Genomic DNA, 23,068 nt, shown 5'->3' on the forward strand with positions numbered 1-23,068 from the left:
ATTTGCTTTTTGAGTTGTTTTTTTTACAGCCGTGTTTAATCCCAAACCCCCCCGCCCCCCCACGCTCGCTGAGCGTGCGGCGACCGTACAGGGGCAGGTTGATCAGTGGTGGGTGTCGACTCTCTCTGGTGACGGATGCACGCCTGGCCCTCCGAAGGCCGGGTCCCCGGTTCGACTCCGGGCAGGGAGACTCAGGCGCGCAGGCAGCGGGCGACGAGGAAGACCGGGTACGACGTCATCGCGGCGCGCGGGGAGTCGGCGGGGATCTCCGGCTGCGGCTCCTCCAGAGCGTCGACGAGGAAACCGTGCCTGCGGAGGGCGTTGAAGTACGTCGAGAGTGTGCGGTGGTTGGCGCCGACCTGTTGGCGGAGCGTCGACAGGGAGCCGTCGGCCTGCCACCAGCGCTCGTCGTAGTACGAGCCCTGCCAGGCGCCCGAGACGCCTTCGACACCGGGGAAGCACGGGTGCAGGATGCTGAAGGCGAAGACGCCGCCGGGGCGGAGCAGGCGGTGGACCGTCGCGAGGGTGCCGTCGAGGTCGTCGATGTCCGACAGGCCGAAGCTGCACACCACGGAGTCGAAGGTCCGGCCGGCCAGCAGGTCGGGCGAGGCCACGTCAGCCTGCAGATAGGTGATCCCCAACGGCTCCCGAGCCTCGGCCGCCTTGGCGAGCATCGCCGACGACAGATCGACGCCGGTAACAGACGCACCCAGCCGAGCGAGCCCGCGGGACACCCGTCCGTGGCCGCAAGCGATTTCGAGTACCTCGCGGCCCGCGACCGGCCCCAGCTGGTCGAGCAGTGTTGCAGTGGTGGGATCGCTGAGGTCGTCGCTCCAGCCGGTGGCGTAGTAGTCGGCTACCTCGTCGTACCGCGCAGAAGTCGTCATGCTCGCTCAACGGACCGGCGCCCCGAGACTCTCCCAGGGCGCCGTTCGCCGTCAGAGAAAGAGCTTGTCCGGGTTCAGCAACCCCCGCGGGTCGAACGCCGCCTTCACGTCGCGCTGGAGCTGGAGGCCGACCGGGCCGAGCTCCTGGGCCAGCCACTCGCGCTTCAGCTTGCCGACGCCGTGCTCGCCGGTGATCGTGCCGCCCAGCGACAGACCGAGCTCCATCACCGCACCGAAGGCCTCCAGCGCACGAGCACGTGCCGCCGGATCAGCCTGGTCGAAGACTACCGTCGGGTGCATGTTGCCGTCACCGATGTGCCCGGGACACGCGATCAGTACGTCGTACTGCTTGCTGATGGCATCGATCCCGTGCAGCAGCTCGACCAGCCGCGAGCGCGGGACGGCGACGTCGTCGATCAGCGTCGTGCCGCGCTTCTCGTTCGCGAAGTGCACCAGCCGGCGGGCCTCGAGCAGCATCTCGGACTCATCGGCGTCCGAGGCGACCGCGACGTCGACCGCGCCGTGCGCGGTGCAGATCTCGGCGATCGCGGCGACGTCCTCGGCCGCGCGCGGTCCCCGGTCGGACTGCGCCAGCAGCAACGCCTCGACGTTCGCCGGGAGCCCCATGTCGCGGTAGTCCTGGATCGCCCGCGCGGTGATCCCGTCGATGAACTCCAGCAGCGAGGGCCGCAGCCCCGACGCCATCACCGCGGCCGCCGCGGCGACGCCCTCCTCGATCGACAGGAACGTCGCGGCCGCGGTCAGCGCGGCCTCCGGCGCGGGCCGCAGCGCGAGCGTCGCCTCGGTGACGATCCCGAGCGTGCCCTCGGAGCCGACGATCACGTGCGTCAGGTCGTAACCCGCAACGCCCTTCACCGTACGCCGACCCGTCCGGACCACCTCACCGGACGCGAGCACGACCTCCAGCCCGCGGACGAAATCGCCGGTCACGCCGTACTTCACGCAGCACAGCCCGCCCGCGTTGGTCGCGATGTTGCCGCCGACCGTCGACATCTCCCACGACGACGGGTCCGGCGGGTAGAACAGCCCCTTCTCCAGCACCGCGCGGGACAGCTCGGCGTTCACCACGCCCGGCTGGACGACCGCGACCTGGTCCTCGGCGGAGACCTCGAGCACCTTGTTCATCCGCGCGGTCGACAGCAGGATGCAGCCGTCGATCGCGTTCGCGGCGCCGGACAAGCCGGTCCGCGCGCCCTGCGTCACGATCGGTACGCCGTACTCGCCGGCCGCGCGCACCACCTCCTGCACCTCGGCCGTCGACGCGGGCCGGACCAGCACCAGCGGCACGCCCGCCGTACAGAACGTGGCAGTGTCCTGCCGGTGCGTCTCCAGGACGTCGGGATCGGTGACCACCGCTCCCGACCCCAGCACCGAGGTGAGCCGCTCGACCAGCTTGTCCATCAACCCTGCTCCTCCAGCAGCCGCAAGATCAGTTGAGCCCGGCGGACCCGTTCCCGGCCGAGCGCCTCCGCGGTCGCGGCCAGATGCGCGCCGACCGGGTAGATGTTCGGCGCGTTCCGCAGCCCCATCTTCAGGTAGACCGGTGCCGCGACCCGGACCACGTCCGGTACGTCGTAGAACCGTACATGGCCGCCCTGGTCGTCCGGGACCTCGATGTACATGTCGATCGGGACCGACGTCACCGAGCGGATCTCGGCCAGCACCGGGACCGGAAGGTCGGTCGAGACGTTCAGGCTGGTCGCCCCGAACCGCTCGTAGAGCGCGGCGGTCGGTGCGTTCGGCAACGGCATCAGCACCGACGTCTTCAGCACCAGGTCGGAGGGCAACGAACCCTCCTGCTTCAGCGCGCCGATCAGCTCCAGTACGCCGACGTCGCCGACCAGCAGGCTGCGCACCCCGAGATCGACCGCCCGGTAGGCGTCACACAGCGACGCGGCAACCATCTCGTTGCCTCGGGCAACACCACCGACGGCGGCCGAGACCTTCGCCTGGCCGCCGATGTCCCAGGCGCCGCGCGGCCCGAGGAACAGGCACACCTCGACGTCCTCGGCGGCGCCGAGCTTGACCATCTCGGAGATCTCGTCGTCGGTCAGCATCATCACACCGCTGCCCTGCGAGATCCGGTCGACCTTCACGTTCCGGGCCGCCGCCTCGTCGAGCACGGCCCGCATCACCGCCGGTCCCTCGCAGCTCGGGATCTCGATCTTGTACGGCGTACCGTCGCCGAACCGCTTGTCCGAGTCGCCGGCCGCGCCGAACCCCCGCTCGGTCAGCAACGCGCGTGCTTCCTGCAGCCTCATACCTCTCCCCAGCTCCCGAGCGAGCCCGACGCGTCGGTCAGGTCCCGCGCTGTTCCGGTGATCTCCAGGTCGAACCTGTCGCCCGCCTCGACCAGCAGCGCGGGCGACACCAGCAGCTCGTGCGGCGACAACGTGTCCCAGATACGGGCCAGCCGCAGCTCGGACCAGTCGCGCCGGCCGCTCATCGTCGCCGCGGCCAGTACGGCGGCCGCGTCATCCTCCAGCACCATCGGGAGCCGCGATCTGCGTGCTCCGCCTGCGCCGGAGGTCAGGGCGTTCACGTAGCTCGCATGGAGGTCGATCTGCTCCAGCATCCGGGCCGGGATCACGTCCGCGAGGCCGAGCCCGGAGGCGTTGCCGTGCGACGCTTCGGACAGGCTGTGCACGGTGATCGCGGCGATCTCCGGCAGGTCGAACTCCGGGATCCCGTGCACCCAGCAGCGGCCGATCACGTTGGTGTCCATGCCGGTACCGGACTTGTCCTTGCCCATCTCGTCGACGATCAGGACGTCGAGCTCGTCGAACGGGAGCCGGCCCATCAGGCTGCCGGCACGTTGCAGGAGAGCGTTCTCGGCGGCGGCACCGATGCCGTCGGCGGGGACGAACTCGACGGCGGCGGTCTTGTCGACGGCGTTCTCGAGGATCGCCAGGCCGCCGATGATCTTGCCTTCGGCAACCACAGTGCGGGCGGCGGCCTCGATCGCACCGCCCAGGGACGGAATGCCACCCGCGTGCAACGAGGCCGCGCCGCGGTGGTTGCCGAGCCCGATCGCGAGGATCTTCGCGAGGCCGCTCTCGACGGGGCCGTGGAAGTCGGTGTGTGGTTTGACGCGGTTGACCAGCAGTACGCCGTCGGCCGCGGCGGCGATCGCGTCGTGGTGGACGGGGGTGCCGTCGTCGAGCTTGCCGACGACAACGGTCTCCATGGTCGCCTCGACCGGGCATCCAACCGACTCCGGGGTGACGCCGAGCCCGGCCAGCATCTCGCGCTGCCCGTCGGCCGTCGCGCCGCCGTGCGACCCCATCGCCGGTACGACGAACGGCTCGGCGCCCGCGGCCCGCAGCCAGTCCACCGCGGCCTTCACCACCGGCACGAGATCGCGGATCCCGCGACTGCCGGCGGTGACGGCGATCCGCTCCCCCGGGCGGATCTCCCGGGGGAGGTTCTCGAGTGCGGCCCGCGCGGCGCCGTACGGGTCGGTCTCGAGGGGAAGATCGGGCATGAGCCGCCGGATCGGGGTGACCTGAGGGAGAACGCCGTCAGGCCGTAGCCCCCGGATGGCGTCGAACGGGCCCCAGGAGCCCGGGCCGTCGGCCGCGTCCCGCGTGCCTGGCGAAGCCGCGTGCGCGGCGCCGACCCGGGCCTGATCCTGGCCGGCGTCACCTTGTCCATCCTGCCCACCCTGGCCATCGTGATCTTCGGCCAGCGCTTCATCGTCCGCGGGCTGACCGCGGGCGCGATCCGTTAGTTCGACGAGAGGTATGAGCATGCGATCAGTCCTTTCCCGGCGTACTGCGACCACGGTGTCCTTGCTGGCGGTGCTCGCCCTCGTGGCGGCCGGCTGCGGCGGCAGCGACTCCGGTGACGGCGACTCCGCCGGCGGGCAGGACGCGCCCGACGCGAGCGCGCTGGACAGCGCCACCGGTGTCACCAAGGTGACGTTCTGGCACGGCATGAAGGGTGCCAACGGTGAGGCCGTCGACAAGCTGGTGAAGGCGTTCAACGCCAAGAACAGCGGCAAGATCGAGGTCCAGGCCGTCTACCAGGGCGACTACGACGAGACGATCACGAAGTACAAGACGTCGGTCCAGCAGGGCAACACGCCGTCGGTCGTGCAGATCTACGACATCGGCTCGCGGTTCATGATCGACTCCAAGCAGACCGTGCCGATCCAGTCGTTCGCCGACAAGGACGGCTACACGCTGGACTCTATCGAGCCGAACATCGCGAACTACTACTCGATCGACGGCAAGCTGAACTCGATGCCGTTCAACACGTCGATGCCGCTGCTGTACATCAACAAGGAAGCCTTCGTGAAGGCCGGCCTGGACCCGGCCAAGCCGCCGGCCAACCTGGACGAGATCATGGCGGCGGCGAAGAAGCTGACCGTCAAGCAGGGCGGCAAGACGGTCCAGTACGGCTTCAACGCGGCGATCTACGGCTGGTTCGTCGAGCAGCTGATCGCGCAGTCCGGTACGACGTACTGCGACAACGAGAACGGCCGCAAGGACCTCGCGACCCAGGTGAACTTCGCCGACGAGCAGGGCGTGAAGGTGGCGACCTGGTACCAGCAGATGGTCAAGCAGGGCCTGATGCCGAACACCGGCAAGAAGACCGACGACGCCCAGGCCGTCTTCAAGTCCGGCACGTCGGCGATGCACCTGGAGTCCACCGGCTCGCTGCGCGGCTACCTGGACGCCGCCAAGGGCAAGTTCACCGTGATGACCGCGCCGTTCCCGAAGCTGTCCGCCGACAGCACCGGCGGCCCGATCATCGGCGGCGCCTCCCTGTGGGTCGACGGCCCCGGCCACTCCGACGCCGAGAAGCGCGCCTCCTGGGAGTTCGTGAAGTTCGCCTCCACCCCCGAGCAGCAGGCCGCCTGGCACACCGGCACCGGCTACTTCCCGATCAACTCCAAGGCCCTCGACCTCCCCGAGGACAAGGCGTGGGTCGCCCAGTACCCGCAGTTCACCACCGCCATCACCCAGCTCCACAACACCAAGCCGAGCAACCCGTCGTCCGGCTGCATCCTCGGCGTCATGCCCCAGGCCCGCAAGGCCTCCGAGGACGGCCTGGAAAAGGCAGTCCTCGGCACCGACCCGGCCCAGGCCATGAAGGCCGCCGCCGACAGCATCAAGCCCCAGATCGACCAGTACAACAAGACGGTCAAGAAGTAACCCTCACGAAGCGGCCGGTCCCTCGGGGGCCGGCCGCTTCGGCATTTCCGGGGTGAGGCCCAGGCGGTCCTGTTCTGCCTGGACGATCTGGTCCTGGAGGGCGTTGTGGTGGGTGGTGTCGGTGGCTCGGGGGTCGAGGGATTTGGCTTCGGACTGGCGGGCGTACTCGTCGAAGAGGTCGCGTTTGTGGGCTTGGAGGTCGCGGAGGCGTTCGTCGACGGTGTCCTTGGCCAGCAGGCGGTGGACCTGGACGGTGCGGATCTGGCCCATCCGGTGGGCTCGGGCGATGGCCTGGTCCTCGGTGCTGGGTTTCCACTGGGGTTCGGTGATGACGACCACCGAGGCGGCTTGGACGTTGAGGCCTACGCCGCCGGCGTCGATCTGGCTGAGCAGGACGGCGTGGCCGAGGGTGGCGGTGAAGGTGTCGATGAGGTGCTGGCGCTGGGCGGGTGGGAGGGAGCCCTGGATGATGCCCACCGGAGAGCAGGATCGTTCGAGCTCGGCCAGAACATTGAGGAAAAAGGAGAAGATGATGACTTTGTGGCCGTCTTCGCGGGCCTCCTCGATGATTTCGGCGATGCGGTCGGTCTTGGCCGGGAAGGTTGCCTGGCGCATCTTCATCAGGTTGCCGGAGCGGACGGCGTCGACGTACGGGCGCTGGTCCTCGAGGAGGACCCAGTCGTCGATCTCGATCTTCTCCGGCAGCTCGGTGAGGACGTCCTCCTGGTTGCGGCGCAGGTAGACCGGCGCGACGGCCCGGCGGAAACGCTCGGCGCCGGCGACGGCGTCTGTTGCCTTGAGCCGCTTCGCGGTGGCGGGCTGGAGGTAGCCGACCAGCGTGCGGAACTCCTCGACGCGGTTCTCCATCGGCGTACCGGTCAGGAAGACGACGCGCTGGGCCAGCGCGGAGGCCTCGGCGACCTCGCGGGATCGGGCGGTGGACGGGTTCTTCACGTAGTGCGCCTCGTCGACGATCAGCAGCGCGGTCTCGTGCTCGTCGAGCAGGGACAGGCTGCCGAGCGTCCCGAACGTCGTGACCGCGACGCCGCCGTCGCGTAACCACCGCCGGGCGGCGCCCTCGCGGTGCGCGCCGTGCAGGCTGTGCGCCTGCAGGCGGGTGTGCTTCTCGATCTCGTTCAGCCAGTTGATCTGTACGCTCGCCGGGCACACAACCAGGAACCGTTGCTGCCCCCGCGCCGCCAGGTGCGCCGCCGCGGCGAGCGCCTGGATGGTCTTCCCGAGCCCCATCTCGTCGCCGAGGATCGACCGCTCCTGGTGGATCAGGTACTGCGCCCCGAACACCTGGTACCCGCGCAGCGTCGACCGCACCAGCGACGTGTCCAGCGGTACGGCGGTGATCCGCTGCCGCAGCTCCTCCGGGATGAACCCCTGCGCGGCCTCGCCCTCGACCGCGACCTCACCGACCGTCGACAGGATCGCGTTGTACGACGCCGCGTCCGCGGCGTACTCGCCCCACAGGTCGTTGTCCTCAGCAACAACTGCGTGTCGCGCCAGCTCCCCTTCCAGCCAAGCGGTCCGCGGATGCCCGTCGATCACCTCCAGCTGCCCCAGCGCGTCCAGCGCCGCCCGCCGCCGCTCCCGCCCGGCGAACCACAACCGCACCCGCCCGCGCGCAGGCGCCGCGGCCTCCAGCAGCGTCCGCGCCGTGTCGGCCATCTCCCGCGCCGGCCCGATCAGCTCCGCCGCGGCAGCATCAGCACGCCGTACGGCGGCCAACGTCGCCAACAGTTCCCGCTGCTGCTCGGTCGGCCGGTCCGGGTCGAAACGGAACCGCGCTGACTGCGCCACCTGATCGACAACCGTCCGCACCGCGTCGCTGATCTTCGACGCGGTCTTCGCTCCGATCCCCGGCAGCGCGACGAGCTCCTCGTCCGAAACCCCGACCAGCCGCCCGATCGTCGCGTACCGAGCCTCCTCCAGTACGCCGACGAACCGCGCGCCCACCACCTCCTGCAGCGACGACACGGCGAGCCCGTCCAGCTCGTTCTGCACCTGCCGCCGGGTCAGCGACCGCAGCTGGTCCCGCGCCTGCGCCCGCAGTACCGCAGGTCTCTCGACCAGCTCCTCGGCCGCAGCCTGCAGCGCCGAGAGCCGCTGGATCAGCCGCCGCGCGGGCCTGCCCGCGATCGACCGCAGCCGGTCGAGGTCCGGCGCCTCCCCCTGCTCGCTCACGGTCCCAGTCTGACTCAGTAGTGCCAGTAGTACCGAGCGTCGGCGTTCCACGTGACGGGGACGGTGGTGCGGTTGGTGAACGCCATGCCGAGGCCGCGGGCCAGCTCCAGCGTTCGGGACAGCTGCAGCGAGTACGGGTGGTTGTTGTCGTCCCACCACTGCTCGACCTGGGTGATGCAGGTCTGGCCGGTGAACGACGGGTTCGAGCACGGGTGCGGCGGGAGCCATTTCTGCAGGTGGCGGAAGTTGACGGTGGTCGAACCGTTCGGCGGTTTGATCGTTCCCTTGGCGTCGAGGCAGTAGCCGGCCGCGGGGATCGTCCACCTCACGTAGTGCTGGCGCCCGCCGGCCGAGGGCAGCGGCTTCATCGCCGAGCAGGTCGCGCTTCCCACCGACTCGGACGTGACCCGCTGGATCTGGGTCAACGGCCGCCCGGCGCCGTCGTTGTAGCCCTCGAGCAGCACCCAGTCGCCGTCGCGGACGAAGTGCTCGGCGGACTTCGGCGGCCAGGCCTTCGGGTCGCCCCACGAGATGTCGGCCGCGTCGGCGGACAGCGGTGTCCACGCCCACTGGCCGGCCGCCGTACCGCCGGCCCAGTACTGGCCCGCGGAGCGTTCGAACATGAGTGAGTACTGACCGTAGTTCTCCGCGGTGGCAGCCTGCGCGGGCTGAACCCCGGCACCGAGGACGAGCACGAGCAGCACCGCGAACATCTTCCGCATGGACACCGACAGTAATCCTGTTCACGAACCCCGCCCGGGATTAGGGTCCAGAAAAGTCCGATCCCAAGGAGCTGAGATGCCGGAAGCTGTCAGCCACACCCTCGACGTGCCCGGGGCCGTCCTGACGTACGACGTCCGCGGCGACCTCGCCGACCGTGCGCGGCCGGTGCTGCTGCTGATCGGGTCGCCGATGGGCGCGAGCGGGTTCCCGACGTTGGCGTCGCACTTCGCGGACCGGACCGTGGTCACCTACGACCCGCGCGGCGTGGAGCGCAGTCAGCGCACCGACGGGAGCGGGGAGCTGTCGCCGGAGGACCACGCCGGCGACCTCGTCGCGCTGATCGAGAAGCTCGACGCGGGCCCGGTCGACCTGTTCGCGAGCAGCGGCGGCGCCGTCAACGCGATCGCCTTGCTGGCCAAGCGCCCTGACCTGATCAACCGCGTAGTCGCGCACGAGCCCCCGCTGGCCGCGCTGATCTCCGACTCCGAGTACGCGCTGGCCGCGACCGAGGACATCTACGAGACCTACCACCGCGACGGCATGGGCCCGGCGATGGCCAAGTTCATCGCGATCACCAGCCACGAGGGCGAGTTCACCGCGGACTACGTCAAGCAGCCCGCGCCGGACCCGGCGATGTTCGGGCTGCCGAGCGAGGACGACGGCAACCGCGACGACGCGCTGCTCCAGCAGAACCTGCGCGGCTGTACGTCGTACCGGCCGGACGAGGGCGCGCTGTCCCAGGCAACCGACCGGTTGGTTGTCGCGGTCGGTGAGGAGTCGGGCACGCAACTGGCCCGCCGCGGCGGCGAGGCGATCGCCGCGCGACTCGGGCTGACCCCGGTGGTGTTCCCGAGCAACCACGGCGGCTTCCTCGGCGACGAGTACGGCGGCGGTATGGCCGGCCAGCCCGAGGCGTTCGCCGGCAAGCTCCGCGAGACCCTGGACGCCTGAGGGCGGACGCCCACCACCCACTAACCCTCCGTCGCCACGCCCGGCCAGGCGTGGCGACGGCTCCGGAAAGCGGCCAACTCGGGGTTGGTGGGTGGTGCACGTCCGCCGATCTGCTTAGCTGGTGGCATGACTGACAAGCCTGAGATCGACTTTCCGGACGGCCCGCCGCCGGCGGATCTGGAGATCACCGACATCACCGAGGGCGACGGCGACGAGGCCAAGGCCGGTTCCCGCGTCAACGTGCACTACGTGGGCGTGGCCCACTCCACCGGCGAGGAGTTCGACGCGTCGTACAACCGGGGCGCGCCGCTGGCCTTCCAGCTCGGCGTCGGCCAGGTCATCCAGGGCTGGGACACCGGCGTCCAGGGGATGAAGGTGGGCGGCCGCCGCAAGCTGGTCATCCCGCCGCACCTGGGCTACGGCGACCGCGGCGCGGGCAACGCGATCAAGCCCGGCGAGACCCTGATCTTCGTGGTGGACCTGATCAGCGTCAGCTGACCTACCGCAGTTCAGCCCCCGGGTGCGTCACAATCGACGCATCCGGGGGCTTTCGCGTAGTTCCACTCATCCGCGGCGCCGCCCGGCCGGTTTGACTGGGAGGTATGACGACGATGGTTGCTCCCGCAGTCCAGGCCACCGCACGGACCGCCGGCTGGATCCGGTACGCCGCCCTGGCCGCCAAGGCGGTCCTGTTCCTGCTGTTGCTGACGGCCCTGATCTGGCCGGACCTGAGCGGTATCAAGGGCAAGGCGTCGACCGCCCGCCTGATCGTCTACCCGGTCGGCGCGATGGTGCTGCCGCTGTGGTGGTGGGCCTACGGGCGCACCCGGTCGAAGCTGCACCGGAACTTCCCGTGGACCGCCGACCTGCTGATGACGCTGCCCTGGCTGATCGACCTGATCGGCAACCGGCTGAACCTGTTCGACACCGTCCCGTGGTGGGACGACGCGATGCACTTCGTGCTCTGGGGCTTCCTCACCGCCGGCGTCCTGCTCGCGTTCGCGCCGCGTCCACTGTCGCGTGGGCTGACCGCGTTCGTCGCGCTCGGCTTCGGCGCGACCGCCGCGGTGGTGTGGGAGGTCGGCGAGTACTACGCCTTCATCCGGCACTCGACCGAGCTGCAGACGGCGTACACGGACACGCTCGGCGACATGGCGCTCGGTACTTTGGGCGCTCTGCTGGCCGGACTGATCGTGTTCCAGGCCCGCAAGAGCTGACTACTTGTCCGTCGGCCGGCAGATCCCGTTGGCCAGCGCGCTCGCGGCCAGCGCCCGGGCCGCCGGATTCGTGTCCTGTACGGCGGCCGGCGCGGTGTGCCGGCCGACCGGCACCACCATCGGCGTACCGGCGACCGGGTCGGGGATGATCTTCACCGCCAGCCCGAACACGTCCTCGACGGTCTGCTCGGTGATCACCTCGCGCGGGTCGCCCTCGCAGACGATCGCGCCGTCCTTCATCGCGATCAGGTGGTCGCCGAACCGGCAGGCCTGGTTCAGGTCGTGCAGCACGAGCACGATGGTCCGCTCGTCGCGCTTGTTCAGGTCGACCAGCAGGTCGAGCACCTCGAACTGGTGGGTCAGGTCGAGGAACGTGGTCGGCTCGTCGAGCAGCAGGATGCCGGTCTCCTGGGCCAGCGCCATCGCGATCCAGACCCGCTGCCGCTGACCGCCGGACAGCTCGTCGATCGGCCGGTCCGCGATCTCCAGCACGTCGGTCGACACCATCGCGGCGGCGACCGCCTCGTCGTCGGCCTTGGTCCACTGCCGGATCCAGCCCTGGTGCGGGTACCGGCCGCGGCCGATCAGGTCGGCGACCGTGATCCCCTCCGGCGCGGTCGGCGACTGCGGCAGCAGCCCGAGCTTGGTCGCGACCTCGCGGGTCGGCACCTGCTGGATGCTCTTGCCGTCCAGCATCACCGCGCCCCGGGACGGCTTCAGCAGCCGGGCCAGCGTCTTCAGCAGCGTCGACTTGCCGCACGCGTTCGCCCCGACGATCACCGTGATCTTGCCGGTCGGGATCCGCACCGACAGGTCGTGGATGATCTCGCGCTGGTCGTACCCGACGGCCAGGCCGTCAGCGGACAGCGAGTGCTCCACAGAGTTCTCCATCTCTCAGCCACCACTCCCCACCCGGTTGGACCGGGCCAGCAGGAACATCAGGTACGGCGCGCCGACCACACCGGTGACCACACCGACGGGCAGCTGGGTGTCCCCGAACGCGTGCTGCGCGATCAGGTCGGACAGGGCGACCACCAGCGCGCCGATCAGCGCGGAGGTGATCATCGCCGGGCCCGGCGAGCGGGTCAGCCGGCGGGCGATCGGCGGTGCCACGAAGGCAACGAACCCGATCGGCCCGGCCGCGGCCGTCGCGACCGCCGCCATCAGCACCGCGATCACGATCAGCCCGAGCCGCGATCCCTCGACCCGCAGCCCCAGCCCGTACGCCGTCTCGTCGCCGAGCTGCAGGATCCGCAGCCGGTGCACCAGCACCACCACGAACGGCGCCAGCACCACCAGCGTGATCGCCATCGTCCGGACGTGCGACCAGTCCCGCCCGTTCAGGCTGCCGGTCAGCCAGATCAGCGCCTGCTGCGCGATCTCGACCCGGGCCTTGGTCAGCAGGTACGACGTGACGCTGGTCGCGATCGCGCCGATGCCGATCCCGACCAGGATCAGCCGGTAGCTCGACACGCCGCGCCGCCAAGCCAGCACGTACATCGTGAACGCGGTCAGCAGCGCGCCGAGGATCGCCATCCCGGCCACCGCCGGGCCGGTCAGGCCCAGGGTGACGATCGCGAACACGGCGAACGCGCTGGCGCCGTACGTGACACCGATGATGTCGGGACTGGCCAGCGGATTGCGGGCGATGCTCTGGAAGATCGCGCCGGACATTCCGAGCGCGGCGCCGACCAGCAGCGCGGTCAGCGCGCGCGGCAGCCGGAGCCGGTTGACGATGAACTCGGTCGCCTTGTCGCCCTGGCCGAAGAGGGTCTTCACCACGTCGACGACCGGGATCTTGAAGTCGCCGAGCGACAGCGAGACGCAGAACGCGGCGAAGACCAGAACCGCGACGACGACCGTGACGACCATCGTGCGGGCCTGGCGGGCGGTGCGGGCGCGGGTGATGACCTGCGCCGGGGTCTCGGTGAGTTGGGTCATCAGAGGTCGGCCAGCTTCCGGCGGCGGACGAGCGCGATGAAGAACGGCGCGCCGATCACCGCGGTGACGATGCCGACCTGGAGCTCGCCCGGCTGGGCGACGACCCGGCCGAGCACGTCGGAACCGAGCAGCAGGATCGGGGCCAGGATCATCGAGTACGGCAGGATCCAGCGGTAGTCCGGGCCGGTGATCAGGCGGGCCACGTGCGGGATGGTCAGGCCGATGAAACCGATCGGTCCCGCGGCCGCGGTCGCCGCGCCGCAGAGCAGGACGACGGTGACCGCGGTGAACACCCGGGCCAGGCCGACCCGCTGACCGAGCGAGCGGGCGACGTCGTCGCCGAGCGACAGCGCGTTCAGCAGCCGGCCGGAGACCAGCGCGAGCACGATGCCGACCAGGATGAACGGCGCGACCTGGGCGGCGATGTTCGCGTCGCGGCCGGCCAGCGAGCCGACCGACCAGAACCGGAACTGGTCGAAGGTGTCCACGTCGCCGATCAGCAGCGCGGTGGTCAGCGAGCCGAGCATCGCGGTCAGGGCCGCACCGGCCAGCGCGAGCTTGACCGGCGTCGCGCCCTCGCGGCCGAGCGAACCGAGCGCGTAGACCGCGACCGACGCGGCCGCCGCGCCCGCGAAGGCGAGCCAGACGTACGCCGTCAGGCTGGTCAGGCCGAACCAGTAGATGCCGCCGACAACGAACAGAGCAGCACCGCCGTTGACCCCGAGGATGCCGGGGTCGGCGAGCGGGTTACGGGTGACGCCCTGCATCAGCGCGCCGGACAGGCCGAGCGCGGCACCGACCAGGAGACCGATCAGGGTTCGCGGGATCCGCAGCGAGTGCACGATCACGTGATCGGTGTTCGTGTCGTCGTAGTGGCGCAACGCGTCCATCACGGTGCCGAACGGGATCTGCTTGGACCCGACGGCGATGCTGAGCAGGCAGACCACGAGCAGCAGCGCGACCGCCACCAGCAGCCCGGCGACCAGGGTGGTCCGCCGGACGGGCGGACGGCGGTTCGCGCTGTCCTGGCTGGGGGTGGCCGGCCTGGTCGCGGCGGCAGGCGGCGAGGTCATTGGACTTTTGGGATCCTCTTAGGTAAGGCTTACCTCTAGACGCCTCAGAATAGCCCGCTCGCCACCGGGACGCATCCGAGGCCCCCTGCTTTGTCACTACTTTCGCGTGGAGACCCTGCGATGACCACAGTGCTCGAGCGTCCCATCACGTTCGACTCCGTTCTCGTGACCGTGGCGGCGATCGAGGACCTCAGCCCGCACCTGCGCCGGGTGACGTTCGTCGCGCCGCGGCTCGCGGACGTCGTACCGGCCGGGCCGGACCAGCGGATCAAGGTGCTGCTCACCCCGCCGAACGGCGGCGAGCTGCGGCTGCCGGTGGGATCGGAGTGGTTCGCGCAGTGGTGCGCGATGCCGGCCGACGAGCGGTTCGTGATGCGCACGTACACGATCCGCGCCCTGCGGCCCGCGGTCGCGGAGCTCGACATCGAGTTCGTCCTGCACGGCGTGAACGGCCCGGCGTCGGCCTGGGTCAGTACGGCGACGGTCGGCGACGAGGTCGGCCTGATCGTCCCCTTCGCGGTCGACACCACCAGCACCCGCGGCCTGCTCCAGTCCGGCGTCGACTACGTGCCCCCGGCAACCAGCCGTCACCGCCTCCTGGTCGCCGACGAGACCGCCCTCCCGGCGGTCGCCACGATCCTCGAGCAGCTCCCGGTGGACGTCCACGCCACGGTCTTCGTCCAGGTCCCCGACGCGCGCGACATCCGCCCGCTCCCGACGCCCGGCACAGCCGACGTCACCTGGATCACCGACGGTTGGTTGCCCGCGGCCCTCAAATCCACTGCGCTCCGGCCCGACGTCGACTTCGCCTGGGTCGCCGGCGAGTCCAGCATGATCAAGACCGTCCGCCGCCACCTGGTCAACACGGTCGGTCTCCCGAAGGCGAACATCTCCTTCCAGGGCTACTGGAAACGCGGCGAAGCCCAGATCTGAACAGCACAGCGCCCCCGCGGATCACGCGGGGGCGCTGTTGTGTTGCCGCTGGGTCAGCTCGGGTTCTCTGCGTGGGTGAGGGTTTCCCAGGCCACGAAGAGGTTGTTGGAGCCGGACGGGCGGCGGGACTCGGTGAGGGCCTGGGTGTTGGCCATCGCGACGCCGAGGCGGGTGTGCAGGCCGTTGTAGCCGACCTCGGTGATCGGGCCGAGGCCGCGCTTCAGGGTGCCCTTGCAGAGCCAGGACGGGACCGGCTCCAGGTTGCGCTCCCACTTGGACTGGAAGCCGAGCGCCTGGCGCAGCCGCTCACCGAACTCGGGGTACAGGTTCTCGCCCTGGATGTACGACGTCTCCATCACGTGCGAGATCGCGGAGATGCCGTAGCCGGTGTGGACGAAGTCGCGGCAGGTCTCCTGGGTGAGGCCGGTGACGAAGGTGCCCTGGCCCTGCCAGTAGGCGACGATCTTGTCGCGGGTGTTCAGGTTCTGCGACGGCTTGGTCTTCGGCAGCGCGCCGTCGGACTCCAGGTAGACGAACGCGGGCGTCCGGACCCGGAACAGCGAGATCGCCTTGTCGTAGACGGCCTTGTCGTCGAGGAAGACCCCGATGCCCTGGATCGCCTCGGTCATGCTCAACTCCCAGTTCCCGTTGGAGTTCGAGCCGTTGATGATCTCGGGCAGGTACACGTTGCGCAGCATCGTCCCGAAGCGCCCGGCGTTCGGCCAGTTGCCGTAGACGTGCTTGATGATCTCGGCCGCCTTCGGCCACGACGACGCCGACCACGCGGTCTGCAGCGGCGCGTTCGAGTTCGTGTGGTCGCGGATCGTCGCGGACCACGCGTCCATCAGCTGGATCGACTTCTGCGCGTACCGGTCGTCGCGGGTGATGTACCAGACCAGCGCGGTCGTGTACGCCGCGATCGCGTCCTCACGCTCGTCGGTGCAGCCGTAGTTCGGGTTCGAGTACGAGCCGCACTCGACCACCGCGCGCGGTTTCGGCGTCCGGCTGAGTGAGCCGTACGCGCTGTTCTTCGCCTGGTTGTAGGCGTTCGTCCAGGGCTGCGCCCCGGCCTGCACCTTGCCGCGGACGAAGTCGAGTTGTTGCCTGCTCACCCCGACTCCGGGGTGGGTGAAAGCACCGGGCGCCAGGACGGCGGACGGCTGGTTCGCGGCGGCCGGTTCGGCCTTCGTGGCCGCGACGGCGGGACTGCTGAGCGTGCCGGCGACGAGCGCGGCACAAGCCGCGGCCAGCAGGATCGGTTTGGTTCGCATGGGCGGATGTCCTGTTCTCCGGGGGCGGGAGGACACTGCGATTCCCCCATTACCGCAGGGTCTTTTCGGAAGTTTGACGACACAGGGTGAACACGTCAATATCCAAAGACGAAGAAACTTCACTGTGGAACAAAATGCTGATTTGTCCCACTCCTCTGGAACGAAGTGAGGTCTTGTCCCATGAAAAGACGCCAGTTCCTGACCCTCGGAACCGTCGCCATGGCCGCCCCGGCACTACCCTCCGTAACCACCACCGCGTACGCCGCACCGCCCTCCGACGTGGTCCCGTCGCGGGCCCAGATCACCGCCCTGGTCCGGCGCGTCGCCGACCAGTGGATCGCCACCCACGCCGACTCCGGTGACAACGGCTGGGCCCGCGCGACCTTCTTCAGCGGCCTGATGGCGGCGTACCGGCTGACCGGCGAGAAGCGCTACCTCGACTACACCCGCAGCTGGGCCGAGAAGCACCGGTACGGGATCCGCGAGGGCGTCCAGACCCGGCACGCCGACAACCACAACGCGATCCAGGCCTACCTCGACCTGTACGACGTGGAGCCGTCCGCGGACAAGCTGACCGGAGCAACCGAGACGCTGCGCCGGATGGTTGCCAGCAGCAAGATCGACGACTGGTGGTGGGACGACGCGCTGCACATGGCGATGCCGCCGTTCGCCCGGATCGGGCGGCTGCGCAACGATCCGGCGTACTGGTCGAAGCTGTACCAGCTGTACAACGACACCAAGCGGCGGCGCGGGTTGTGGGTGCCGTCGAGCGGGCTGTGGTACCGCGACGACCGGTTCCTGCCGGGCAAGATCGTGTCGCCGAACGGGAAGCCGGTGCTGTGGTCGCGCGGCAACGGATGGGTCGCGGCGGGGCACGTGAAGACGCTGAAGGCGCTGCCCGCGGGGCAGGCGAACGTCGCGGAGTACAGGTCGACGTTGACCCAACTGGTGGGCGCGTTGCGGCCGATCCAGCGCGGCGACGGCTTCTGGAACGTCAACCTGGGCGATCCCGATCACCTGCCGGGACCGGAGACGAGCGGGACGGCGTTCTTCTGCTACGCGACGGCGTACGCCGTGAAGGCCGGATTGGTGCCGTCGGCAACCTTCCGGCCGGTGGCCGCGAAGGCCTGGAACGGGATGGTCGCCACCGCCGTCCACCCCGACGGCTTCCTCGGTTACGTCCAGAAGGTCGGCGACCGGCCGGAGTCGAGCCAGCCGGTCAACTACCAGTCGACCGCGGACTTCGGGGTCGGAGCGTTCTTGCTGGCTGGTGCAGAACTCGCGACGCTGACCAGCTAGTTGTCAGTTGGCGTGCGCGGCGAGCTCTTCGTCGCGTACGCCGGCTGCTTCCAGCACCGTCGCGGCCAACTGGACGCCGACGCCGCGCAGCGGCTGGGCGCGAACGACCGCGCGGGCCGAGGCGCCGTCGAAGATCATCGTCAGCTGAACGGCCAGCGTGTCCGGGTCCTCGGCGCCCGCGCGGACCAGCTCGGCGCGGAAGAAGTCGGTCAGCGCCTGCTTGAAGTGCCGCGCGACGACGCTGCCCGGGTGCTCCGGGTTCTTCAGCTCGGTCGCGGTCGAGACGAACGGGCAGCCGAAGAAGTCGTCGTCGGCCGCGCGCTCGTCCTCGCGCTCGAAGACCGACAGGATCCGGGCCCGCGGCGAGCGCTCGTCGTCCGGGCTCGGCAGCAGCAGCGCGTTGTAGTACGGCCCGCGGGCGGCCAGGCTCTCCGCGATCACCTCGTCCTTGGACCGGAACAGCTGGTACATCGACTTCTTCGACACCCCGGCGGCCTTGCAGAGTGCGTCCACGCCGATGCTCACGCCGTCGCGGTAGAACAGTTCGCTCGCGGCCTCCAGCAGCCGCTCGCGGGATGTCGCCTGGCTCTTCATACGTCGAGCGTACCGCTCCGTTTTGATCGAATAAACCGATCGGTGTATGTTCGTTGGGAACAGATCAGTTTCCTGACATCGGAGCTCCTCATGACTTCACTGCAAGGCGCCGTCGTCCTGGTCACCGGCGGCAACCGCGGGATCGGCAAGGCCGTCGTCGACGAACTGCTCACCCGCGGCGCGGCCAAGGTCTACGCGACCTCCCGCAAGCCCGAGCCGAGCACCGACCCGCGGGTGGTCACGCTGCCGCTCGAGGTCACCGACCCGGCGTCGATCGAGGCCCTGGTCGAGGCCGCGCCGGACGTCACGGTGCTGGTCAACAACGCCGGCATGGACGTCCCCGGCAACACCTACCTGGAGACCCCGGTCGAGGACCTCCGCCGGGTGATGGACGTCAACTTCTTCGGCCCGCTGGAGCTGACCCGCGCCTTCGTCCCGGTGATCGAGCGCAACGGCGGCGGTCACCTGCTGAACATGCTGTCGGCGCTGTCCTGGGTCGCGCTGCACGGCGGTTACTCCGCCTCGAAGTCGGCCCTGTGGTCGCAGACCAACGCGCTGCGGGTCGAGCTCGCGGGCCGCGGCATCGGTGTCACCGGCCTGCACATGGGCTACGTCGACACCGAGATGGCCGCGGCCGTCGACGCTCCGAAGGAGAAGCCCTCCGACATCGCCAAGGCCGCGCTGGACGGCGTCGAGGCCGGCGCCCACGAGGTGCTCGCCGATGACACCGCCCGCTTCGCCAAGGGTGCTCCGGGTTCGCCGATCGAGGCCGTCTACACCCAGCTGGCCGGCTGACCGGCCCGGCCGGTGGTGACCGGCCAGGTCACCACCGGTGCGCCGGCGGAGGTCGCGACCGACTGCGGTCCACCCGCACGCCGGCGCAGGTCGGTTGCCTACAGGTGCGCCACCGGGTTCATGCTCTCCTGCGTCGCACCGTCCGGGTCGGTCGAGCGGCTCGTCTCGATCCACTGCGCCGCCTCGGCCGCCCGCTTGTCCTCGTAGTCCGCGACAGCCATCAACGAGTCGCTCCCGAGCAGCAGCCGCTCCGGCACCTCGTCGCTGTCCGCCAGTTGCAGCACGACCTGCGCGACCTTCGCCGGGTCGCTCCCGGACATCCCACCCGACAGGTAGTCGCGGAGCCGGCCGATGGACGGCTCGTACGCCTCACTCACCGGGTAGACCTTCATCGAGGGCCCGGCCCAGTCGGTGGCCATGCCACCCGGCTCCAGCACGGTGACCTTGATCCCGAGCGGGTTCACCTCCCGCGCGAGCACGCCGGAGAACCCACCCACGGCCCACTTCGACGCCTGGTACGCCGACAGCCCGGGCGCGATCGACCGGCCGCCGGACGACGACACCTGGACGAAGTACCCCGAGCCCTGCGCCCGGAAGACCGGCAGCGCGGCCCGGGTCACGTTGACGACGCCGAACAGGTTGGTCTCGACCTGCGCACGGAAGTCGTCCATCGGGATGTCCTCGAAGGCGACGAAGTTCGCGTAGCCCGCGTTGTTCACGACCACGTCCAGCCGGCCGAACGCGTCGACCGCGGCCTGGACCGCCGCCTGCGCCGCGGCCAGATCGGTGACTTCGAGCGCGACGGCGCGCACCTGGTCGCCGTACTGGCTGACCAGGTCGGCGAGCTGCTCGGGCCGGCGCGCGGTGGCGACCACCTGGTGCCCGGCGGCCAGCGCGGCCGTGGCGATCGCGCGGCCGAGACCGCGTGAGCTGCCGGTGACGAGAAAGACCTTCATGATGCTCCCTGACTCCTGACTGACTGGTTAGTTGAAGTGAAGCACGCGAGTCGAGGCGAGTCAACTATCTAGTTAGTGAGGTACCATCGGCGCATGGCCGGAGACGCTGAGGCGACCAGGAAGCGGCTGCTGCAGGCAGCCCGCAAGGAGTTCGGCGCGTACGGCATCGCCGGTGCGCGCGTCGACCGGATCGCCGCCGAGTCCGGCTCGAACAAGGCGCAGATCTACCACTACTTCGGCAGCAAGGACGGCCTGTTCGACGCGGTCTTCAACGAGATCGTCGAGCACACCGTGAGCGCGACACCGATCGACCCGACCGACCTCCCGGAGTACGCCGGCCGCCTGTTCGACGGCTACGAGCAGCACCCCGAGATCCAGCGGCTGGCGACCTGGTACCGGCTGGAGCGGGCCGGCACGAACGATCCGCTGGATGCGATCATCGAGAGCAACCGGCACAAGACCGAGGCGATCGCGAAGGCCCAGCGCGACGGCCTGCTGACCACGCGGTACAGCCCGATCGTGCTGCTCAGCCTGGTCATCCACCAGGCCACCCTGTGGGCGAACATGACCCCGGAGTACTCCGCGCTCGTCGAGCAGACCTCCTCGGCGGACCGGCGCAGGATCGTCACCGAGGCGGTCGCCGCGCTGCTGCGGGACTGAACCGACACGCTTCGACCGGCATTTCGCAGGGAGCTTGCGTAAAATCGGGGAGTGATCGATGTCGTCGCTGTGCTCCGTCCGGAAGATGTAGTCGTCGATTTCCTGTCCGTCCTCGACCCCGCCCGCGGCCGTGAGGTCCACCTGCTCGTCGCCGACCGCGGCACCTACCTGAAGCTGCCGGTGGGGGTCCCGCTGGCCGGCCGCCTGGCACCGCTCGCCGAGCTGCTCGCCACCTCCGCCGACGGCGCCAAGCCGTTCTCGCCCGGCGCCGCCGCCGACGCGATCGCGCTGGAGACCGGCGACGTCGAGGCGACCGTCTGGACCCACAACCCCGCCGACAGCCGCGAGCGCCGCGGCCGCTGGGGTCTCGAGCTCGCAGGCCTCGTACGCCGGGCGCCGGTGCTGCACGCGGTCGGCGACGCGCAGTGGTTCCAGTGGGTGACCGACACCGACGAGCGGCTCAGCCCGGCGCTGATCGACGCGAAGCTGGACTTCGTCAACACCCACGGCACCGACCTGCTCGGGCTGGACGAGGAGGACGAGAACGCGCTGCTCACCGGCAAGGTGCATTCGGTCGAGCGGTTCTTCGGCTCGACACCGGACGAGCGGGCCCGGCTGTTCGCGCTGATGGGGAGCATGGGCGAGAACGCCGCGCTGGTCACCGACCCGTGGGAGTTCGCGACGTCGCCGTACGAGCTGGAACGGCTGGACGCGACGGTGGCCTGGGTGCGGTCGCGGCTGGACCCGGCGGCCGGCCGGGTGATCGAGGTCGGTGCCTGTGAGGGCGCACTGACCAGCCGGCTCGTCGCCGAGGGCTACTCGGTCGACGCGACCGAGCCCAACCAGGCCTTCTACGAGCGGCTCCGCGAGGTGCGCGGGGACGTGCGGGTGCACCCGCACAGCTACGAGGACCTGACGACGACCCGGCGCCTCACTGGTTCGGCGTACCTGCTGATCGAGATGCTCTACTACGAGCAGGACCTCGCGTTGTTGGACCGCTTCCCCACCGACCACCTGTTCGTGGCGATGGAGCCGGTGGAGTTGGCGGCTCGCACCTGGCCGAGCGGCTGGAGTGTCGAGCAGCAGGTCGAGCTGGTCGCTCCACGCTTCGAGCCAGTGGTCGGCGGCCGCGCCTACCTGCGCAAACGCGGCAGCCGCGGCGTACTGCTCCGCCGGCGATGACCCGGTACGTCGGACTCGGCCGCCACTGCGAGAGCACGTACCAGCTGCGCCGGATCACCGGAGTCGAGCAGGCGAACTACTTCGACTGGCTGGACCTGGACCACCGGGCGCTGGTCGGTCTGCTCGCCAGGGACTTCGACGGCGTGCTGCTGGACGTGGTCCCTGACGACGAGGGACAGTGCGCACTCGACCGGGACACCGGTGTGCGGTATTACCACGACTTCAGCTCGGCCGACGCGATCGCTGCCGAGTTACCGGCAGTCCGGGAGAAGTACGCGTTCCTCGCCGAGCGCTGGCGGGCGATGGTCGCTTCGGGTGAGCAGGTCGTCTACGTGCTGCAGGATGCGCTGGACGAGATAAGCGTGGACGACCTGCAGGCCGTGCGGGCGGTGCTGCCGTCGCGTGCCGAAGTGCTGTGGATCAGGCGTACGCCGCTGCCCGGTGCTGTGGTCATCACTACTCAGCCCGGGCGCTGGGAGGGCGATGACCGGCAGTGGGATCAGTTGCTGACGTAGAGGTCGCGGTCGCGGGTGTACTCCATGGAGGCGGCGATGCGGTCGGCCAGGTCGGGGTCCAGGGCGCGTTCGACGATGCGGAGGGCCAGGTCGATGCCTGCGGTGATGCCGCCGGCGGTGATCAGAGTGCCGTCGTCGACGACGCGGTTCTTCTTCAGGTCCGGACCGTACGCCGTGAACTCCTCCCACGCGTTGCGGTTGGTGGTAGCCGGACGGCCTTTCACCAGGCCGGCAGCACCGAGGAGCATCGAGCCGGTGCAGACCGAGCCGATCCAGTCGAGCTGCGGAGCCAGTTCGGCGAGCCTGGCCGGTAGTACGCCGCGCTGCGCTTCCGCCCACGAGCCGCGCTCGGCCCGGTTCAGCCAGCCGCCTCCAGGCACGAAGAGCGCGTCCGGCGTACCGAGACCTTCCGGTGCGCGGAACTGCAGGCCGTGCATACCGGTGACCTCGACCGGGCCGTCCAACCCGACCAGTGCGAGCTCCAGCTCACCGCTGCGCGCAGCTGCGTGGCTCCACACCTCGAACGGGCCCATGACGTCCATCTCGTCCACGCCGTCGAACACCAGCATCTCGATCCGCATGCCTCCATCCCACCGGCTGCGGCCGGCTGCGACCAGCCGTCCGGCGGCCGGTCTTCGGGAAGATCTGGCCAGACCGCTGGGCGCAGGGATCGGACCGCTGGGCGCAAGGTGCTCGCA

General features: G+C 69.8%; 24 protein-coding genes. 11 read left to right on the forward strand and 13 right to left on the reverse strand.

From position 1 onward, the window contains the following. Positions 1-191 precede the first annotated feature (191 nt). Genes AB0M01_RS14850 through AB0M01_RS14865 form a run of 4 tightly spaced genes read right to left on the reverse strand, consistent with a single transcriptional unit; the run spans position 192 to position 4,392 of the window. Positions 192-887 carry a methyltransferase domain-containing protein gene (locus AB0M01_RS14850; protein ID WP_363669492.1) on the reverse strand — a complete coding sequence of 232 codons (696 nt, stop codon included), beginning with the start codon at positions 885-887 and terminating at the stop codon, positions 192-194. A gap of 51 nt (positions 888-938) precedes the next feature. After that, positions 939-2,309, reverse strand: coding sequence for an FAD-linked oxidase C-terminal domain-containing protein (locus tag AB0M01_RS14855; RefSeq protein WP_363669494.1), 1,371 nt, complete (start codon positions 2,307-2,309; stop codon positions 939-941). Continuing rightward, entirely contained in the window at positions 2,309-3,169 is an 861-nt protein-coding gene (locus AB0M01_RS14860; protein WP_363669496.1) for a hypothetical protein, read from the reverse strand. Before AB0M01_RS14860 ends, AB0M01_RS14855 begins: the two co-directional genes overlap by 1 nt. Beyond that, positions 3,166-4,392 (reverse strand): DUF2088 domain-containing protein, encoded by a 1,227-nt coding sequence (locus tag AB0M01_RS14865; protein WP_363669498.1) that lies wholly within the window; start codon positions 4,390-4,392, stop codon positions 3,166-3,168. Before AB0M01_RS14865 ends, AB0M01_RS14860 begins: the two co-directional genes overlap by 4 nt. Positions 4,393-4,512: 120 nt before the next feature. Between AB0M01_RS14865 and AB0M01_RS14870 the strand changes: the two genes are divergently transcribed. Both AB0M01_RS14870 and AB0M01_RS14875 read left to right on the forward strand, forming a co-directional pair. Next, positions 4,513-4,638, forward strand: a complete 126-nt coding sequence (locus tag AB0M01_RS14870) for a hypothetical protein (RefSeq protein WP_363669500.1) — start codon at positions 4,513-4,515, stop codon at positions 4,636-4,638. A gap of 19 nt (positions 4,639-4,657) precedes the next feature. Then, the gene (locus AB0M01_RS14875) at positions 4,658-6,067 is read left to right on the forward strand and encodes an ABC transporter substrate-binding protein (RefSeq protein ID WP_363669502.1); all 1,410 of its coding nucleotides are present in this window, start codon (positions 4,658-4,660) and stop codon (positions 6,065-6,067) included. A 3-nt stretch (positions 6,068-6,070) separates the two neighbouring features. Here the strand turns inward: AB0M01_RS14875 and AB0M01_RS14880 are convergent, their stop codons facing one another. Continuing rightward, positions 6,071-8,260: a DEAD/DEAH box helicase gene (locus AB0M01_RS14880; RefSeq protein ID WP_363669504.1), complete on the reverse strand. Its 2,190-nt coding sequence runs from the start codon at positions 8,258-8,260 to the stop codon at positions 6,071-6,073. Between the two features lie 14 nt (positions 8,261-8,274). Then, the gene (locus AB0M01_RS14885) at positions 8,275-8,982 is read right to left on the reverse strand and encodes a hypothetical protein (RefSeq protein ID WP_363669506.1); all 708 of its coding nucleotides are present in this window, start codon (positions 8,980-8,982) and stop codon (positions 8,275-8,277) included. Between the two features lie 76 nt (positions 8,983-9,058). On the opposite strand from AB0M01_RS14885, the gene AB0M01_RS14890 reads away from it, so the two are divergent. From AB0M01_RS14890 to AB0M01_RS14900, 3 genes are all read left to right on the forward strand, one after another. Then, positions 9,059-9,934, forward strand: a complete 876-nt coding sequence (locus AB0M01_RS14890; RefSeq protein WP_363669507.1) for an alpha/beta hydrolase — start codon at positions 9,059-9,061, stop codon at positions 9,932-9,934. A gap of 126 nt (positions 9,935-10,060) precedes the next feature. Continuing rightward, positions 10,061-10,432, forward strand: a complete 372-nt coding sequence (locus AB0M01_RS14895) for an FKBP-type peptidyl-prolyl cis-trans isomerase (protein WP_344182671.1) — start codon at positions 10,061-10,063, stop codon at positions 10,430-10,432. Positions 10,433-10,536: 104 nt separating this feature from the next. Further along, positions 10,537-11,151 carry a hypothetical protein gene (locus AB0M01_RS14900; RefSeq protein ID WP_363669509.1) on the forward strand — a complete coding sequence of 205 codons (615 nt, stop codon included), beginning with the start codon at positions 10,537-10,539 and terminating at the stop codon, positions 11,149-11,151. Here AB0M01_RS14900 and AB0M01_RS14905 read toward each other — a convergent pair whose 3' ends face one another. The 3 genes from AB0M01_RS14905 to AB0M01_RS14915 are packed head-to-tail and all read right to left on the reverse strand — an operon-like array spanning position 11,152 to position 14,165. Further along, positions 11,152-12,042, reverse strand: a complete 891-nt coding sequence (locus AB0M01_RS14905) for an ABC transporter ATP-binding protein (protein WP_363669511.1) — start codon at positions 12,040-12,042, stop codon at positions 11,152-11,154. A gap of 3 nt (positions 12,043-12,045) precedes the next feature. Then, positions 12,046-13,092 (reverse strand): iron chelate uptake ABC transporter family permease subunit, encoded by a 1,047-nt coding sequence (locus AB0M01_RS14910; RefSeq protein WP_363669513.1) that lies wholly within the window; start codon positions 13,090-13,092, stop codon positions 12,046-12,048. Beyond that, a complete protein-coding gene (locus tag AB0M01_RS14915) occupies positions 13,092-14,165 on the reverse strand; it encodes an iron chelate uptake ABC transporter family permease subunit (RefSeq protein ID WP_363669515.1) in 1,074 nt (357 codons plus the stop codon). Before AB0M01_RS14915 ends, AB0M01_RS14910 begins: the two co-directional genes overlap by 1 nt. 120 nt (positions 14,166-14,285) lie before the next feature. Here AB0M01_RS14915 and AB0M01_RS14920 point away from each other — a divergent pair, with 120 nt between their 5' ends. Beyond that, positions 14,286-15,098, forward strand: a complete 813-nt coding sequence (locus AB0M01_RS14920; protein WP_363669517.1) for a siderophore-interacting protein — start codon at positions 14,286-14,288, stop codon at positions 15,096-15,098. A gap of 53 nt (positions 15,099-15,151) precedes the next feature. On the opposite strand, the gene AB0M01_RS14925 is transcribed toward AB0M01_RS14920, so the two are convergent. Further along, positions 15,152-16,369, reverse strand: a complete 1,218-nt coding sequence (locus AB0M01_RS14925) for an alginate lyase family protein (protein ID WP_363669519.1) — start codon at positions 16,367-16,369, stop codon at positions 15,152-15,154. A 180-nt stretch (positions 16,370-16,549) separates the two neighbouring features. Here AB0M01_RS14925 and AB0M01_RS14930 point away from each other — a divergent pair, with 180 nt between their 5' ends. After that, entirely contained in the window at positions 16,550-17,668 is a 1,119-nt protein-coding gene (locus AB0M01_RS14930; protein WP_363669521.1) for a glycoside hydrolase family 88 protein, read from the forward strand. A 3-nt stretch (positions 17,669-17,671) separates the two neighbouring features. Here the strand turns inward: AB0M01_RS14930 and AB0M01_RS14935 are convergent, their stop codons facing one another. Continuing rightward, positions 17,672-18,262: a TetR/AcrR family transcriptional regulator gene (locus tag AB0M01_RS14935; protein ID WP_363669523.1), complete on the reverse strand. Its 591-nt coding sequence runs from the start codon at positions 18,260-18,262 to the stop codon at positions 17,672-17,674. A gap of 90 nt (positions 18,263-18,352) precedes the next feature. Between AB0M01_RS14935 and AB0M01_RS14940 the strand changes: the two genes are divergently transcribed. Next, the gene (locus AB0M01_RS14940; protein WP_363669525.1) at positions 18,353-19,057 is read left to right on the forward strand and encodes an SDR family oxidoreductase; all 705 of its coding nucleotides are present in this window, start codon (positions 18,353-18,355) and stop codon (positions 19,055-19,057) included. Positions 19,058-19,155: 98 nt separating this feature from the next. Here AB0M01_RS14940 and AB0M01_RS14945 read toward each other — a convergent pair whose 3' ends face one another. Further along, a complete protein-coding gene (locus tag AB0M01_RS14945; protein ID WP_363669527.1) occupies positions 19,156-20,013 on the reverse strand; it encodes an SDR family NAD(P)-dependent oxidoreductase in 858 nt (285 codons plus the stop codon). 93 nt (positions 20,014-20,106) lie between these two features. On the opposite strand from AB0M01_RS14945, the gene AB0M01_RS14950 reads away from it, so the two are divergent. The 3 genes from AB0M01_RS14950 to AB0M01_RS14960 are packed head-to-tail and all read left to right on the forward strand — an operon-like array spanning position 20,107 to position 22,370. Further along, a complete protein-coding gene (locus tag AB0M01_RS14950) occupies positions 20,107-20,673 on the forward strand; it encodes a TetR family transcriptional regulator (protein WP_363669529.1) in 567 nt (188 codons plus the stop codon). Positions 20,674-20,724: 51 nt separating this feature from the next. After that, the gene (locus AB0M01_RS14955) at positions 20,725-21,855 is read left to right on the forward strand and encodes an SAM-dependent methyltransferase (protein ID WP_363669531.1); all 1,131 of its coding nucleotides are present in this window, start codon (positions 20,725-20,727) and stop codon (positions 21,853-21,855) included. Continuing rightward, entirely contained in the window at positions 21,852-22,370 is a 519-nt protein-coding gene (locus AB0M01_RS14960; RefSeq protein ID WP_363669533.1) for a hypothetical protein, read from the forward strand. The genes AB0M01_RS14955 and AB0M01_RS14960 overlap by 4 nt, the downstream gene beginning before the upstream one ends. Here AB0M01_RS14960 and AB0M01_RS14965 read toward each other — a convergent pair. After that, positions 22,355-22,951, reverse strand: coding sequence for a DJ-1/PfpI family protein (locus AB0M01_RS14965; protein WP_363669535.1), 597 nt, complete (start codon positions 22,949-22,951; stop codon positions 22,355-22,357). The genes AB0M01_RS14960 and AB0M01_RS14965 overlap by 16 nt on opposite strands. Between the last annotated feature and the right edge of the window lie 117 nt (positions 22,952-23,068).

Source organism: Kribbella sp. NPDC051770, assembly GCF_040681455.1.
GTDB lineage: Bacteria > Actinomycetota > Actinomycetes > Propionibacteriales > Kribbellaceae > Kribbella.